Consider the following 16,231-nt stretch of genomic DNA (forward strand, 5'->3'; position numbering starts at 1 on the left):
GCGCCTAACCTGACGCCTCGCGTGACGGGGCGTCGTTCAATAGGGTCCGCGCCTGACTCCCTGAACTCCTGCGCCGCAGCACCTGAACGCATAGCGCCCCGCACGCTTTTGCCGCAGCACGACTCACCCGAACACCCGCTTCCACAACCGCAACACGGCCTCGCGTTCTTTCTCGACGGTCTGCGGCTCGACCCGCGCCTTTTCCATTCCGTCGAGCCGCAGCTTGTGCTGCAGCTTGCGATACGTCCGATAAGCCGCGCCGACGGTATCCGCCTCCTCTCCGCTCATCAGGCCGAAACGCGACACCTCGCGCAGCAATGCGATGTTGCCCGTGTTGCGGATAAGCTCGGGATCGCGCGCCGCATGCAGCAGCACCCAGTACTGCACGGCGAACTCGATATCGACCATGCCGCCGCGATCGTGCTTCAGATCGAACAGCTCGGTGCGATTCGGATGGCCTTCTTCGACACGCCGGCGCATGTCGATAATCTCGCCGGCAAGCGCAGCCGCGTCGCGCGGCGTCGTCAACACCTGTTCGCGGATCGCCTCGAACTTCGCGCCGATCTCGGGATCGCCCGCGCAATAGCGCGCCCGCGTAAGCGCCTGGTGCTCCCAGACCCATGCCGTATTGGCCGCGTCGCCTTCGCGCAGCTGATAGCGTCGGAATGCGTCGAGGTCCGTCACGAGCAGACCCGACTCGCCGTTCGGACGCAGCCGCAAGTCGACGTCGAACAGGATGCCCGCGCCCGTCGCCGTCGTGAGCCACGTAATCAGGCGGCGCGTGAAAGTCGCGTAGGTGTCCGACGCGTTGTCGTCCGGGTCGTCGTAGAGAAAGATCAGATCGAGGTCCGATGCGTAGCCGAGCTCCTTTCCGCCGAGCTTGCCGTACGCGATGATCGCGAAGCGCGGCACGTCGCGATGGCGCTTCGCAAGCTGGTTCCAGACGGCTTCGATCGTCACGTCGAGCACGGCGTCCGCGAGTTCTGACAGACGGTCGCTGACATGCTCGACGCTCAGCTTGCCCGCCAGATCGATCAGCAGAATGCGGAACACTTCGGCCTGGTGCGCGTGGCGCAGCAGGTCCATCTGCTGTTCGACGCCGTCGGCTGCCGCGAGCCGCGCGCGCAGCGCTCGCTTGAACTCGGGCCAGTCGAATGGACTGGCCATCGCTTCGTCGTCGAGCAGCTCGTCGAGCAGTTGTGGATGGCGGATCAGATAGCCGGCCGCCCAGCGCGACGCGCCCAGCACCGACAGCACGCGATGCAGCGCCTGCGGATACTCCGTCAGCAGCGCGAGATACGCGCCGCGCCGTCCTACGCCTTCGAGCAGATCGAACAGGCGCACGAGAATGTCGGCCCGCCGCTCGGGCGGCTCAAGCGTGCGCGCGGCCTCGAGGGCGCGCTGCGCGACGATATCGAAGCGTTGCCGGCTGCGTTCCGCGAGACCGGCATAGCGCGATGACTGCCACACGGCTTTGAGCCGCGCGAGCAGATCGCCGGGCGCGTCGATGCCCAGCTCGACGAGGCGCGCAGCGAGCGCTTCGTCGGCGCCGTCGTCGGCGAGCGCGCTACTCCAGACCCACGCCGCCGCGCCGTCTTCGGGCGCGCCGCAGCCGCCCTGCCCGCTCACCTTGTCGGCGAAAATCTGGTCGAACTGCTGCTCGACCAGTTCGCGATGCGCTTCAAGCTTCGCCATCAGCGACGCGTAATCGTCGAAGCCCATCGACTTCGCGAGATGCGCGCGCTCGCTCGAATCGACGGGCATCGCGTGGGTCTGCGCGTCATTGCGGTACTGCAAGCGGTGTTCGAGCTCGCGCAGGAACAGATACGCGCTCGACAGATCCGCGCACACTTCCGGCGAAACGAGGCCGCGCGCGGCCGCATGCGTCAGCACGGCGAGCGTCGGACGCACGCGAAAGCCCGCGTCCTGGCCGCCGCGTATCAGCTGGAACACCTGCGCGCTGAACTCGATCTCGCGGATGCCGCCGCGGCCGAGCTTGATATCGTCGGCCTTGTCGGGGCGCATCGACGCGCGCCGCTGCGCTTCCTGGCGAATCTGCAGATGCAGCGAGCGGATCGCGCTGATTACGCCGAAGTCCAGGTAACGCCGGTAGACGAACGGCTTCACGATCGAGTCGAGCTGCTTCGAAAGCCTGCGCGCCGACTCGCTCGCCAGCGCGGACACGAGCCGCCCCTTGATCCACGCGTAGCGTTCCCATTCGCGGCCCTGCACGTAGAAATACTCTTCGAGCATGCCGAGACTGCACACGAGCGGCCCGGAATCGCCATTCGGCCGCAGCCGCATATCGACGCGAAACACGTAGCCGTCGGCCGTCACTTCGGCGAGCGCCGCGATCAGCCGCTTGCCGAGTCGCGTGAAGAAGTCCTGCGTCGCGATGGGCGAGCGCTGGCCGCCCGTCGTCTCGCCGTCGTCTTCGTAGACGAAGATCAGGTCGATGTCCGACGATACGTTCAGCTCGCGCCCGCCCAGCTTGCCCATGCCGACCACGCCGAGCGACAGCCGCTCGCCCTGCGAGCCGCGCGGCTCGCCGAAGAGCGCTTCGAGATCGGCGGAAACGACGGCCATCGCGCGCTGGATCGTCGCTTCGGCGAGATCGGTCATCGTGCCCGTCACTTCGGCCACGTCGGCCGCGCCCGTCAGGTCGCGCTCCATCACTGCGCAAAACACTTCAGTACGAAGCTGACGCAGCGCCTTTTTCAGCGCGTCCTCGGAAAGCGGCGCATCGGGCGCCGCCCGCAATGCGTCGGCAAGCGCGTCGAGCCGCGCGTCGATGCGCTGCCGATTGATGGGCGCCGCCGCCAGCGCCGCGACTCGCGCCGCGAGATTGGGTTGCGCCGCATAGGCACGCGATGCGTAGTGCGAATAGCTGGAACTCAACAGAGGTGGTTCGGTCATCAAGGATCTGGCTCGCTTGTTGCTGGATTGCGGCGGGGGTATCTCGCGGCCGTTGCTCGCGCAAGGCACCGGCACCCCGTGTGGCCTTGCGCGCGCCCGCTGCCCCTCACGGCCTTGGCGGCTGGCCCGTGTGATACATTTCGTCGTTAGAACCGCAAAACTACCATATGCCTACCCCGTCGCAGCATGTCCGAGCGAAACTCATCCGCCGACCCGCATGAAGCCGGACGCGTCAAGCCCGTAGGCGGAAGCGATCATGTGGTGCTGCGCCACACGCTGCGAGTCCTTCTCAGCATTGCGCTCTTCCTGTACTTCGTCGTCCTGCTGGCCGTGCTCGGCCTGCGCTATCTCGTGCTGCCGTACGCCGACTCCTTCCGGCCGAGAATCGAGGCAGCCGTCTCCGAAAAGATCCACGCGCAGCTCAGGATCGGCAAGCTCGCGCCGCATTGGACCGGCTTCCAGCCAGGACTCGAAGCCACCAACGTCACCATCACCAACCGCGACGGCAAAGTCGCGCTGATGATTCCGCATGCGAGCGCGACCGTGTCGTGGTCGTCCGTCTGGAAGCTCGCGCCCATTCTTTCCAGCGTGATCGTCGACAAGCCGGATCTGCTCATCGAGCGCGAGACGGACGGCTCGCTGACCATCGCGGGCGTGACGGTGCCCACGGTTCACACGGGCAACGACACGTTCAGCACATGGCTGTTGCGCCAGCAGGCGATGATCCTGCGCGGCGGCACGCTGCGCTGGCACGACGCGCGCCGCGACGCGCCCGAGATCGCACTGCAGAATATCCGCCTCGCCATTCTCAGCGACGGCTACGATCACAAGCTCGCGCTCCAGGCACCGCCCGACGGAAAGGTGCTGTTCGGTCCGCTCGACTTCCGCGCGCAGTTCCGGCACGCGCGGCTCGGTGCGATGGGCAAGCCGATCAACTGGACGGGCGAGGCGTATATCTCGACGGGCCCCGTCGATCTGCCGATGCTCGCCCGCTACATGGATTTCCCGATCGAAACCTACGCCGGCCGCATCGACAACGCGATCTGGCTGCAGTTCACGCAAGGCCGCGTGAGATCCGCCGCCGGGGAGCTGTCGGGCAGCAACATTGCGCTGCGCGTGAAGCCGACGCAGCCGAAGCTCGACGTGCCTGTCGCGCGTTTTTCGTGGGCCGTCGCGCACGACGCCGACGAATGGACGCTCGATCTGCGCGATCTGCGCGCCGAACTGGGGCAGCCGCCGCTCGACGACGGCACGCCCGTCGCTCGCATCCTCGCTTTTCATACGCTGTCGAGCCGTTATCGGGTGCCGAGCGTCCAGCACGGACAACTGCTCAGCATCACGGGCGACCGCGTCGATCTCGGCATCCTTGCTGAATTCAGCCGCGCACTGCCGCTGCCGAAGCGTCTGTTGAACAACCTCGTGCGCTACAACCCGCGCGGCCTCGTCGCTGACTACACGATCGAAGTCGAGCGCGGCAAGCCCGATTCGGGCGAAGCCGCGAGCGAGCATCGCGAGCCGGGCGCAGAGCCGATCATCCGCTATCGCTTCAAGGGCGACCTGCAAGGCATCAGCATCGCCGCGCAGGAGCCGCCACCGGGGCTCACCGCGAGAAATCACCCGCGCGCGGGCATTCCGGGTGTCGAGAATCTGTGGGGCAACGTCGATGCCGACGAACGGCACGGCGCACTCGCCATCGACACGGCGAACGCGGCGATCACGATGCCCGGCGTGTTCGACGATCCGCGCCTGACGTTCGACCATCTAAGCGGCAAAGGCACATGGACGATCGCGCCCGCCGTCGCGCCGGGGCAGCGGCACAAGGCGTTCGACGTGCAGGTGTCGGAACTGAAAGTGTCGAACGCGGACGCGGACGCGAAAGCGACGGCCAGCTATTCGAACATCGGCAGCGGGCGCGGCTCGCTCGATCTGAAGGCCGAATTCGAGCGCGCCCAAGTCCCGCGCATCACGCGCTATCTGCCGACCAGCATCAGCGAAAAACTGCGCATCTATCTGGGCCACGGCTTGCAGGCGGGCATGTCGCGCGGCGCGACCATCGAGATTCACGGCAATCTCGACAAATTCCCCTACTCGCGCGATCCGAAGGCTGGCATCTTCCGGATCGTCGCGCCGTTCAAAGGCGGCCGCTTCGATCCGTCGCCGTACCCGCCGCGCACGCTGAAAAACGGCACGCCGAACGTATGGCCCGCGCTCGACGGCATCGACGGCGAGTTCCAGCTGAAAGAGAACCTGCTGCGCTTCGACGCCGAGCGCGCCCATTACAAGCGCCTCGCGCTGAACAAGGTGACGGGCAGGATCGACGACCTGGGCACGCGCGCATCGAGCCTGGTCATTACGGGCGATGCGCGCGGGCCGCTCGCCGACATGCTCGATTACGTGAACAACAGCGCGCTCGGCGGCATGACGAAACACCAGACGGAGAAGCTTCATGCCGACGGCCCCGCCGCGCTCGCGCTCAAGCTGACGGTGCCGCGCACGCTGCCCACGCCCGGCGCGCCGCCGAAGCCGCGCGTCGCGGTGGAAGCTGCGCTTGCGTTCGAAAACGACAGGCTGTCGATGGACAACGTCCCGCCGCTTTCGCAACTGCGCGGCAAGGTGCGCTTCACCGAGCACACGGCGCAGGTCGACGGGCTCACGGCGCAGTTCATGGGTGGCGACGTGCGCGCGAAAGGCGGACTGAACGCGAGCGGCGCATATGCATTCGACGTGTCCGGGCACGTCGCCGTCGATGCCGCGCGCGGACTGAACCTGCGCGGCCTGCCGGCGCAGGTGCTCACGCGGATGAACGGCAGCGCGCCGTACGACGTGAGCGTGCGCGGCGCCAAAGGCCGCTTGCCGGATGTCGCCGTTCATTCGGACCTGACGGGGCTCGCGCTCGATTTCCCCGCGCCGTTCAACAAGCCGCTCGGCAAGCCGATGCCGCTCGACTTCACGTTCCGGCCGACTGCTTCTAACGAAGGCGGTGGCGCTGTCGCGCAAGGCAGCGACGATAGCAACGGCATCCAGCGCGCCGATCTCACGTTCGGCCCGATCGCGGCGACCTATCTGCTCCGTCACGCGCCCGGCCGGCCGCCCGAAGTCGTGCGCGGCGCCGTCGGCGTGAACCGGCCCGCCGATCTGCCGTCGGAAGGCGTGACTGCCGCCGTCGACATCGATGCGCTCGACGCCGATGCCTGGCGCGCCCTCTTCGTGCAGATGCGCAAGGCGAACGAAGGCGTCGCGCCGATGCCGCCCAGCGCGACGGCCGCGCAGTTCATGCCGAACCGCTTCGCCGTGCACATCGGCACGCTGACGCTGCTCAAGCGGCGCTGGGAAAGCGTGGTGGTCGGCGCGTCGCGCTACGACAAGCAGTGGCAGGCGAACATCGCGTCGAACCAGGTGTCGGGGCACGTGTCGTGGCTGCCGGGCGCGACGCCGGGCTCGCCGGGCACGCTGCAGGCGCGCCTCGCCCGGCTCGTGATTCCATCCGTGGCCGAAAACGATCTGCTCGGCCCGGCCATCAACCAGCCGGCGCAGAACATTCCGTCGATCGATCTCGTCGTCAACGAGCTGATCGTGCGCGGGCGCAATGTCGGCAAGCTCCAGGTCGACGCGCACAATTTCGAGGACAACGGCACGCCCGTCTGGCAACTCGATTCGCTCGAAATCAGCAACCCGGCCGCGACGCTCACGGCGACGGCGAACTGGCGCACGGGCCGGAACTACGGCGCGAACCAGGACGACGAGGCCGAGCGCAGCACCGAACTCGATTTCAAGCTCGACATCAAGGATGCAGGCGCGCTGCTCGAGCGCGCGGGATTGCCGCGCACGCTGAAGGCGGGCGAAGGATCGGTGTCGGGCAAGCTCGGCTGGCGCGGCGGCCCGACGAAACCCGACTATCCGACGCTCAACGGCAACCTCGCCGCCGATCTGCGGCACGGACAGATTCTCAAGGTCGATCCGGGCGTCGCGAAGCTGCTCGGCGTGCTGAGCCTGCAAAGCCTCGCGCGCTACGCGACGATGGATTTCCGCGACGTGATCGGCGAAGGGCTGCCGTTCGAACGCGTGACGGGCACGGCGCGCGTCGAGAACGGCATCGGCACGACGAACGACTTCGAAATGGTGACGGCACCCGCGCGCGCCCAAATGAAGGGCTCCGTCAACTTGCCGCACGAAACGCAGGACCTGCAGGTGCATATCGTGCCGACCGTCAGCGCTGGCGCGGGCGTCGTCGCGGCGGCCGTGATCAATCCGCTGCTCGGGCTGGGCGCGCTGGTCGCGGATATCGCGTTGTCGCATTCGATCGAGCATGCGTTCGCAGTCGATTACGCGATCACGGGTTCGTGGGCCAAGCCGCACGTCGAGCGGGTCCACACCGATCGCGGTAATATGAACGCGCCGGCCGCCGTCGCGGCACCCAACTGAGCGAAGCGCACGTCTGATCCGCACGGGCACTGCATCGCACGTGCCTGTGTCGGCCGCCAGGAGATGCAGAGCCGCTGCCGGCATCCCCTTTCCGCAGTGCCCCGGTGCCGTGCTTTTGCGCCGTTCCATTTGGCCGGAGTCTTTTGGCAGGAGTCTATCGAACGCCTATGAGCGACCTGAACACGCAATCCGCGAAATCATCCCCTCACGCTGACCCCTTCCGCGTCGCCGCGCTGCAGATGGTGAGCACGCCGGAGCGCGACCGCAATCTCGCCGATGCCGAACGCCTGATCGCGCAAGCCGCCGCCGACGGCGCGCAGCTCGTCCTGTTGCCCGAGTACTTCTGCTTCATGGGCTACAAGGACACCGACAAGCTCACCGTGCGCGAACCCTATGGCGACGGCCCGATCCAGCGCTTTCTCGCCGACGCGGCGCGCCGCCACAAGGTGTGGGTCATCGGCGGCACGCTGCCTTTGACGGCGCCCGAAGAAACGCGCGTGCTCAACACGACACTCGTGTTCGATCCGCAGGGCAACGAGGCCGCGCGCTACGACAAGATCCATCTGTTCAACTTCGAGAAGGGCGAGGAATCGTTCGACGAAGCGCGCACGATCCGCCCCGGCGACACCGTCGGCACGTTCGACGCGCCGTTCGGGCGCGTGGGCCTGTCGGTCTGCTACGATCTACGCTTTCCCGAGCTGTACCGGCGCATGGGGGACTGCGCGCTGATCGTCGTGCCGTCCGCATTCACGTACACGACGGGCCGCGCGCACTGGGAAACGCTGCTGCGCGCGCGAGCCGTCGAGAACCAGTGCTACGTGCTCGCTGCCGCGCAAGGCGGCAAGCACGAGAATGGCCGGCGCACGTGGGGCCACAGCGTGCTGATCGACCCGTGGGGCGAAATCATCGGCGTGCGCGACGAAGGCGCGGGCGTCGTCGCGGGCAATATCGAGCGTTCACGCATCGACGAAGTCCGGCAAAGCCTGCCGGCCTGGCGTCACCGCGTGCTCAGCTGACTACGTTTGATTTGAACCGCATGCATTGAAAGTGCCGCAGCCGTCACCCATCCGACGGCTGTGCACGCAACCGAATACCCTGAATCGAGCGAACTTCGCATGAACATCATCGAACCCAGCATCCGTAATCTCGCGACGGCCAAAGACGTGCTCCTCACGCCCTACGGCCTCGACGAAGCCGTGCTGACCCGCACGCTCGCCGAGATCTTCACGCATCGCGTCGATTACGCCGACCTCTATTTCCAGGCGACGCGCAGCGAGGCCTGGAGCCTGGAGGAAGGCATCGTCAAGTCGGGCAGCTTCAGCATCGACCAGGGCGTCGGCGTGCGCGCCGTGTCCGGCGACCGCACAGCCTTCGCTTATTCAGACGACCTGTCGCCCGAAGCGATCCGCCAGGCCGCGATCGCCACGCGCGCGATCGCCAAGGCAGGCGGCGGCAAGCAGAAGATCAGGGCGGCGTCGACGCTGACGGGCGTGTCCGGGCGCGATCTGTACCTGCCGTCCGATCCGCTGCATTCGCTCGACGCGACGGCCAAGGTCAAGCTGCTCGAGCGCATCGAGCAGATGGCGCGCGGCCGCGATCCGCGCATCACGCAGGTGATGGCGGGTCTTGCGGGCGAATACGATGTGGTGCTGGTCGCGCGCAGCGACGGCGCGCTGGCGGCGGACATTCGCCCGCTCGTGCGCGTGTCGGTGACGGTCATCGCCGAACAGAACGGCCGCCGAGAAATCGGCAGCGGTGGCGGTGGCGGCCGCTACGACTACGGCTATTTCACCGACGACATCCTGTCGAAGTACGTCGATGACGCGGTTCACGCGGCGCTCGTGAACCTCGATGCGCGTCCGGCTCCGGCAGGCGCGATGACGGTCGTGCTTGGGCCGGGCTGGCCCGGCGTGCTGCTGCACGAGGCGATCGGCCACGGCCTCGAAGGCGACTTCAACCGCAAGGGATCGTCGGCGTTTGCAGGCCGCATCGGCGAGCAGGTTGCGGCGAAGGGCGTCACCGTGGTCGACGACGGCACGCTGCCCAACCGCCGAGGCTCGCTGAACATCGACGACGAAGGCAACCCGACGCAGTGCACGACGCTGATCGAAGACGGCATCCTGAAGGGCTACATCCAGGACACGCTGAACGCGCGGCTGATGAAAATGCCCGTGACGGGCAACGCGCGCCGCGAATCGTACGCCGCGCTGCCGATGCCGCGCATGACCAACACGTACATGCTCAACGGCGACAAGGACCCGCAGGAAATCATCGCGTCCGTGAAGAACGGGCTTTACGCGGTCAACTTCGGCGGCGGCCAGGTCGACATCACGAACGGCAAGTTCGTGTTCTCGGCGTCCGAGGCGTACATGATCGAAAACGGAAAGATCACGTATCCCGTCAAGGGCGCGACGCTGATCGGCAGCGGCCCGGAATCGCTCAAGTACGTGAGCATGATCGGCAACGACATGTCGCTGGATACGGGCGTCGGCGTGTGCGGCAAGGAAGGCCAGAGCGTGCCCGTCGGCGTCGGTCAGCCGACGCTGCGCATCGAGAAGATGACGGTCGGCGGCACAGTCTGATCTTGATCGTCTCGCGCGTTTCATGCATTGAAAGCGCGAGACGTGCGGATTTCCCGCATTGTTGCCGCCAATAGCTTGCCAGCCGAGCAATGCTCGGGTTATAAAGCAATTCAACCCTTTTGACGAGCCACCCTTTTTCGCCATGTCCGCCAAGTTTTATTTTTATTTCTTTTGGGCATCTCAGACCGCTGGCGGATCGAGAGGGGTGTGAACGTACATAGGCACCTGAAATTCCCGAAGAAACCGCCAGCGAGTCTGGCGGTTTTTTTTCGTCCCTAACGACTTTGACTTTGACCGTTTTAGCTTGTTGACCTGTTCGCTGCGGCACCGTCATTGAATCGCAGACCGCGCGAACCGCGCTACGAACCGAATCGAGGAGAAAACCATGCCCCCGCACAATACCGACGATGTCCGCATCCGCGAACTGAAGGAACTGACGCCGCCCGCTCACCTGATCCGCGAATTCCCCTGCGACGAGAAGGTGTCCGACCTGATCTTCAACTCGCGCTCGTCGATGCATCGGATTCTGCACGGCATGGACGACCGTCTGATCGTCATCATCGGCCCCTGCTCGATTCACGACCCGAAGGCCGCGATGGAATATGCAAGCCGCCTGATCGAACAGCGCACGCGCTTCGCGACAGAACTCGAGATCGTGATGCGCGTGTACTTCGAGAAGCCGCGCACGACGGTGGGCTGGAAGGGCCTCATCAACGATCCGTACATGGACAACAGCTTCAAGATCAACGACGGCCTGCGCACTGCGCGCGAGCTGCTGATGAAGATCAACGAACTGGGCCTGCCCGCCGGCACTGAGTATCTCGACATGATCAGCCCGCAATACATCGCCGATCTGATCTCGTGGGGCGCGATCGGCGCGCGCACGACGGAGTCGCAGGTGCATCGCGAACTCGCTTCGGGACTGTCGTGTCCCGTCGGCTTCAAGAACGGCACGGACGGCAACGTGAAGATCGCCGTCGACGCGATCAAGGCCGCGTCGCAGCCGCACCATTTCCTGTCGGTGACGAAGGGCGGCCACTCGGCCATCGTATCGACGGCGGGCAATGAAGACTGCCATATCATTCTGCGCGGGGGCAAGGCGCCGAACTACGACGCCGACAGCGTGAACGCAGCATGCACCGACATCGGCAAGGCGGGCCTCGCCGCCCGCCTGATGATCGACGCGAGCCACGCGAACAGCTCGAAGAAGCACGAGAACCAGATTCCCGTGTGCGCGGATATCGGCCGCCAGATCGCAGCGGGCGACGAGCGGATCGTCGGCGTGATGGTGGAATCGCATCTCGTCGCGGGCCGCCAGGACCTGCAAGAGGGCTGCGCGCTGACGTACGGGCAGAGCATCACCGACGCATGCATCGGCTGGGACGACAGCGTCGCCGTGCTCGAAGGTCTCGCAGATGCCGTCAAGCAACGGCGCGTCGCGCGCGGCAGCGGCAACTGACCATCGCCCATCATTGCTTCACGCAGACTTTGCCCGGCTCATGCCGGGCTTTTTTTGGCCATTCGGTCGAATCGCGCTTCATGTGCTGCTTCTGTACCTTCAAATCTCGTGCCGGTGTTTGCGAAAAGACGTTGAACACTGGGGGAATTGGGTATAAAATTTTGTACATGAAGGGAGCACATGGAGCTCGAAAAAGAGATTCGCTGGATCGGCTCCAGCTATGACGATCTGCTTTCGTTTCCGGATGAACCTCGCCGCCAGGCAGGCTTCCAGCTCGCCAAGGTTCAGGCGGGCCTCGATCCGGACAACTGGAAGCCGTTCGATATCGTCGGCGCAGGCACGCGTGAAATTCGCATCAGTGAACAGGAAGGCGCTTTTCGCGTGATGTACGTCGCCAAGTTTGTCGAAGCCGTATATGTACTGCACTGCTTCCAGAAGAAGACGCAGGCAACCAGCCGGCATGACAGGGAAATCGCCGAAGCGCGTTATCGCGCCGCGGCCAATGTGAGGAAAGTATGAAGACCATCGACACCAGGGTCCGTCATGTCACGAAACCGGGCGCGAATCTGTTTCTCGAACTCGGCTTCCCCGCAGACGAAGCAAAACGGCTGCACGCCGCATCGCAAAAGCAGATCAACGACACGCGCCTGCTCAAGGAACAGTTGATGTCCGAACTGTCCACATGGATCGAACAGCATCATCTGAAGCAGTCCGAGGCCGCGGAAATCCTGATGGTGTCGCGGCCGCGCGTGTCGGATGTCGTCAACAAGAAGACTTCGAAATTCACGATCGATACGCTCGTCGAAATGATGAGCCGTATCGGCAAGCCGGTCACGCTGGCAGTCGGCTGAGCGGTCGGGCTGACTGTCGCTTCTTGTCGTGCTCGCTGTCGTGCTTCGCTGTCGTGCTCTCGTTGGCAGGCTCTCGTTATCAGGCTCTTGGTCCCGCTTTTTGTCGCGCTCTTCGTCGGACTTTTGCCAGGCTTCTTGCGAGACGGGCCGCTCGTGTTCTTGCCCGCCTCGCTAGCCGCCTGTGCTTTTCGAGCCGCGGTCGTGTTGCCACAGCACGTCGCTGCCGCCATCCATGCGGTTGAGTACGCGAGCCAGCACGAACAGCAGATCCGACAGCCGGTTCACATATCGACGCGGCGCCGCGTTGATCGTGTCGACGGCACCCAGCGCGACGATCGAGCGCTCGGCGCGCCTGCAAACCGTCCGGCACACATGCGCGAGCGAAGCGGCACGCGTGCCCGCCGGCAGGATGAACTCCTTGAGCGGCGGCAAGGTCGCGTTGTATTCGGCGAGCCAGGCATCCAGTTGAGCGAGATGCGTATCGGCGATCATCGAATGGCCCGGAATGCATAGCTCGCCGCCCAGATCGAACAGATCGTGCTGGATCGCCGTCAGCGCGGCACGCACGCCGTCGGGCAGTGTCTCGCACAGCAGCACGCCGATATTCGAGTTCAGTTCATCGACGTCGCCGATCGCGGCAATGCGCGCGTCGTCCTTGCGCACGCGGCGGCCGTCGCCGAGACCCGTGGTGCCGTCGTCGCCCGTGCGCGTCGCGATCCTGCTCAAGCGGTTGCCCATGATGTGCGTTTCCTTGTGTCGATTGACGATGCGTCCATGCGGATACATCGCGATATGCGGTCGCGCTTCATTATAAAGTCGCCGCGCTGCCCTCTCGCGAGCGCGCGCGACACGGCGTCAAACGCTGCGTCAAAGGCTGCGTCGAGCCTGCGAGTCCGGCGCCCAGCAGCGGTCGAAGGGCGTAAAATGACCATCAACCATCAGAACATTCGCCAACAGGAGACGCAGGTGAACCATCCCGTGCCGCCCACCCCCGTGCGCCGCCCTTTTCCTGCAGAGCTACTCACAGCGCTCAAATCGGCCTTCGGTGAACGCGTATCGACATCCGCCGCCGTTCGTGCCCATCATGGCCGCGACGAATCGCCGTTCGATCCGCAATTGCCTGACGCCGTCGTTTTCACACGCAACACCGAAGACGTTCAGACCGTCGTCGCGCTGTGCGGTCAGTACGACGTTCCCATCATTCCATACGGCAACGGTTCCTCGCTGGAAGGCCATCTGCTGGCCGTACAAGGCGGCGTATCGATCGATCTTTCCGAAATGAATCGCGTGCTGTCGATCAATGCGGAAGATCTGACTGTCACCGTCGAGCCCGGCATTTCGCGCAAGCAACTGAACGAGGCGCTGCGCGACACAGGTCTCTTCTTCCCGATCGACCCGGGCGCTGACGCGAGCATCGGCGGCATGTCGGCGACGCGCGCGTCGGGCACGAACGCCGTGCGCTACGGCACGATGCGCGAAAACGTGCTGGGCCTGACCGTCGTGCTCGCCGATGGCCGCGTGATCCACACGGGCACGCGAGCGCGCAAGTCGTCGGCAGGCTATGACCTTACGCGCCTGTTCGTCGGATCGGAAGGCACGCTCGGCGTGATCACCGAAATCACCTTGCGCCTCTATCCGCAGCCGGAGGCCGTGTCGGCGGCTGTCTGCGCGTTCCCGTCGATGGGCGACGCGGTGCGCGCCGTGATCGAGACGATCCAGATCGGCGTGCCGATCGCGCGCGTCGAGTTCGTCGATTCGCTCGCGATCCGCTCGATCAATCGTCACTCGAATCTGACGCTGCGCGAAGCGCCCACGCTGTTCTTCGAGTTTCATGGCACGGAAGCCGGCGTGAAAGAGCAGGCCGAACTCGTGCAAGAAATCGCCGCGCAAAACAGCGGCGAAGACTTCGAATGGGCGACGCGCCCCGAAGACCGCAGCCGCCTGTGGAATGCGCGTCACAACGCCTACTTCGCGATGCTGCAACTGAAGCCCGGCAGCCGCGCGGTCTCCACCGATGTCTGCGTGCCGATTTCGCGCCTCGCCGAATGCGTGGTCGAAACGGAAGCCGACCTCAAGGAGTCGCCGCTGCCCTGCCCGATCGTCGGACACGTCGGCGACGGCAATTTCCATGTCTGTATTCTGATCGATCCAAACAAGCCGGAAGAGATGGAAGAAGCGGAGCGCCTGAATCACCGCATCGTACAGCGCGCGCTGCGCATGGACGGCACCTGCACGGGCGAACATGGCGTGGGCCTGCACAAGATGAACTTTCTGCTCGAAGAACACGGTCCCGGCGCAGTCGATGTGATGCGCTCGATCAAGCACTCGCTCGATCCGCGCAACCTGATGAACCCTGGCAAGATCTTTACGTGGGCGGCATAGCGTAACCGCATGTCCGGCCGCGCAGAACAAAGAGGCGCGCGGCCGTCCAACGAGGAGACATTCCATGAACGCACCCGGCGAGCTGTCCCCCGAGCTGTCGCCCGAGATGCTTGCGCAACGTCAGCGCGAGGTCGTGCAGGCGTTGATGGCCGTACTGCCCACCCATTGCCTGCTCTTTCGCGAAGAAGACACGGTCGCATACGAATGCGACGGTCTTGCCGCGTACCGGCGCTTGCCGCTTGCCGTCGCGCTGCCGGAAACCGAGTCGCAGGTACAGCGCATCGCGCAGATCTGTCATCGGCTCAATGTGCCCATCGTGCCGCGCGGGGCGGGCACGAGCCTGTCGGGCGGCGCGATGCCGATCCGCAACGGCGTCGTCGTCTCGCTCGCGCGCTTTCGCAAGATCATCGAAGTCGATCCGTATGCGCGCACGGCGACCGTGCAGCCCGGCGTGCGCAATCTGTCGATATCGGAAGCGGCTGCGCCTTACGGCCTTTACTACGCGCCCGATCCGTCATCGCAAATCGCGTGCACGATCGGCGGCAACGTCGCGGAAAATTCGGGCGGCGTGCATTGTCTCAAGTACGGCCTCACGGTGCATAACGTCATGCGCGTGCGTGCCGTCACGATGGACGGCGAGATCGTCGAGTTCGGCTCGCTGAGCCCGGACGCGCCCGGCCTCGATCTGCTGGCCGTCATGATCGGCAGCGAAGGCATGTTCGCGATCGTCACGGAGGTCACCGTCAAGCTGATACCGAAGCCGCAGGCCGCGCAGGTCATCATGGCGAGCTTCGACGATGTCGTGAAAGGCGGCGATGCCGTCGCGAGCATCATTGCCGCGGGCATCATCCCCGCCGGCCTCGAAATGATGGACAAGCCGGCCACGCGCGCCGTCGAGGAGTTCGTCAACGCCGGCTACGACCTCGATGCGGCCGCGATCCTGCTCTGCGAGTCGGACGGCACGCCCGAGGAAGTCAGCGAAGAAATCGTACGCATGACGGCCGTGCTGCGCGAACACGGCGCGACGCGCATCCAGATCTCGCGCACGGAAGCCGAACGGCTGCGCTTCTGGTCGGGCCGCAAGAACGCGTTTCCGGCAGCCGGCCGCATCTCGCCCGATTACTACTGCATGGACGGCACGGTGCCGCGCCGCAGCATCGGGCCGCTGCTCGCGCGTATCGAGGAAATGGAAAAGAAGTACAACTTGCGTTGCATCAACGTGTTCCATGCGGGCGACGGCAACATGCATCCGCTGATCCTGTTCAACGGCAACGACCTCGACGAGTGGCACCGCGCTGAAGCCTTCGGTTGCGACATCCTCGAGGCCTGTGTCGAACTGGGTGGCACAGTGACGGGCGAACACGGCGTCGGCATCGAGAAGATCAACTCGATGTGCGTACAGTTTTCCCCCGAAGAGCGCGACGCGTTCCATGCCGTCAAGCGCGCCTTCGATCCTGCGGCGCTTCTCAACCCCGACAAGGGCATCCCGACGCGCGCCCGTTGCGCCGAGTACGGCAAGCTGCATGTGCGCGGCGGATTGCTGCCTCATCCCGAACTGCCGCGTTTTTGAGCGCCTCGCCGACGGTTGCCCGGGTCGCTCCGCGCGGCGACGGCATTGC

General features: G+C 65.1%; 10 protein-coding genes. 8 read left to right on the top strand and 2 right to left on the bottom strand.

Annotated elements, in window-relative coordinates; genetic code table 11:
- Positions 1-123: 123 nt before the first annotated feature.
- Positions 124-2,916, bottom strand: coding sequence for a bifunctional [glutamate--ammonia ligase]-adenylyl-L-tyrosine phosphorylase/[glutamate--ammonia-ligase] adenylyltransferase (glnE, locus tag AABE10_RS24200; protein WP_342935764.1), 2,793 nt, complete (start codon positions 2,914-2,916; stop codon positions 124-126).
- 186 nt (positions 2,917-3,102) lie between these two features.
- On the opposite strand from glnE, the gene AABE10_RS24205 reads away from it, so the two are divergent.
- From AABE10_RS24205 to AABE10_RS24230, 6 genes are all read left to right on the top strand, one after another.
- Positions 3,103-7,338 (top strand): YhdP family protein, encoded by a 4,236-nt coding sequence (locus AABE10_RS24205; protein WP_342935765.1) that lies wholly within the window; start codon positions 3,103-3,105, stop codon positions 7,336-7,338.
- A gap of 167 nt (positions 7,339-7,505) precedes the next feature.
- Positions 7,506-8,354, top strand: coding sequence for a carbon-nitrogen hydrolase family protein (locus AABE10_RS24210; RefSeq protein ID WP_342935766.1), 849 nt, complete (start codon positions 7,506-7,508; stop codon positions 8,352-8,354).
- A gap of 99 nt (positions 8,355-8,453) precedes the next feature.
- A complete protein-coding gene (gene tldD / locus AABE10_RS24215) occupies positions 8,454-9,920 on the top strand; it encodes a metalloprotease TldD (protein ID WP_342935767.1) in 1,467 nt (488 codons plus the stop codon).
- Between the two features lie 385 nt (positions 9,921-10,305).
- Positions 10,306-11,379: a 3-deoxy-7-phosphoheptulonate synthase AroG gene (gene aroG, locus AABE10_RS24220; RefSeq protein WP_342935768.1), complete on the top strand. Its 1,074-nt coding sequence runs from the start codon at positions 10,306-10,308 to the stop codon at positions 11,377-11,379.
- Positions 11,380-11,559: 180 nt separating this feature from the next.
- Complete coding sequence (locus AABE10_RS24225) at positions 11,560-11,898, top strand: type II toxin-antitoxin system RelE/ParE family toxin (protein ID WP_090870752.1); 339 nt, start codon at positions 11,560-11,562, stop codon at positions 11,896-11,898.
- On the top strand, positions 11,895-12,230 hold the full coding sequence (locus AABE10_RS24230; protein ID WP_342935769.1) for a helix-turn-helix domain-containing protein: 336 nt from the start codon (positions 11,895-11,897) through the stop codon (positions 12,228-12,230). Before AABE10_RS24225 ends, AABE10_RS24230 begins: the two co-directional genes overlap by 4 nt.
- A 171-nt stretch (positions 12,231-12,401) precedes the next feature.
- On the opposite strand, the gene AABE10_RS24235 is transcribed toward AABE10_RS24230, so the two are convergent.
- Positions 12,402-12,968, bottom strand: a complete 567-nt coding sequence (locus AABE10_RS24235; protein ID WP_342935770.1) for a cob(I)yrinic acid a,c-diamide adenosyltransferase — start codon at positions 12,966-12,968, stop codon at positions 12,402-12,404.
- 228 nt (positions 12,969-13,196) lie between these two features.
- Between AABE10_RS24235 and AABE10_RS24240 the strand changes: the two genes are divergently transcribed.
- Entirely contained in the window at positions 13,197-14,612 is a 1,416-nt protein-coding gene (locus AABE10_RS24240; protein WP_342935928.1) for an FAD-binding oxidoreductase, read from the top strand.
- Positions 14,613-14,676: 64 nt separating this feature from the next.
- Complete coding sequence (locus tag AABE10_RS24245; protein ID WP_342935771.1) at positions 14,677-16,182, top strand: FAD-linked oxidase C-terminal domain-containing protein; 1,506 nt, start codon at positions 14,677-14,679, stop codon at positions 16,180-16,182.
- Positions 16,183-16,231 lie beyond the last annotated feature (49 nt).

It is taken from the genome of Paraburkholderia diazotrophica (genome assembly GCF_038900755.1).
In the GTDB taxonomy this organism is placed as follows: Bacteria; Pseudomonadota; Gammaproteobacteria; order Burkholderiales; family Burkholderiaceae; genus Paraburkholderia; species Paraburkholderia diazotrophica_A.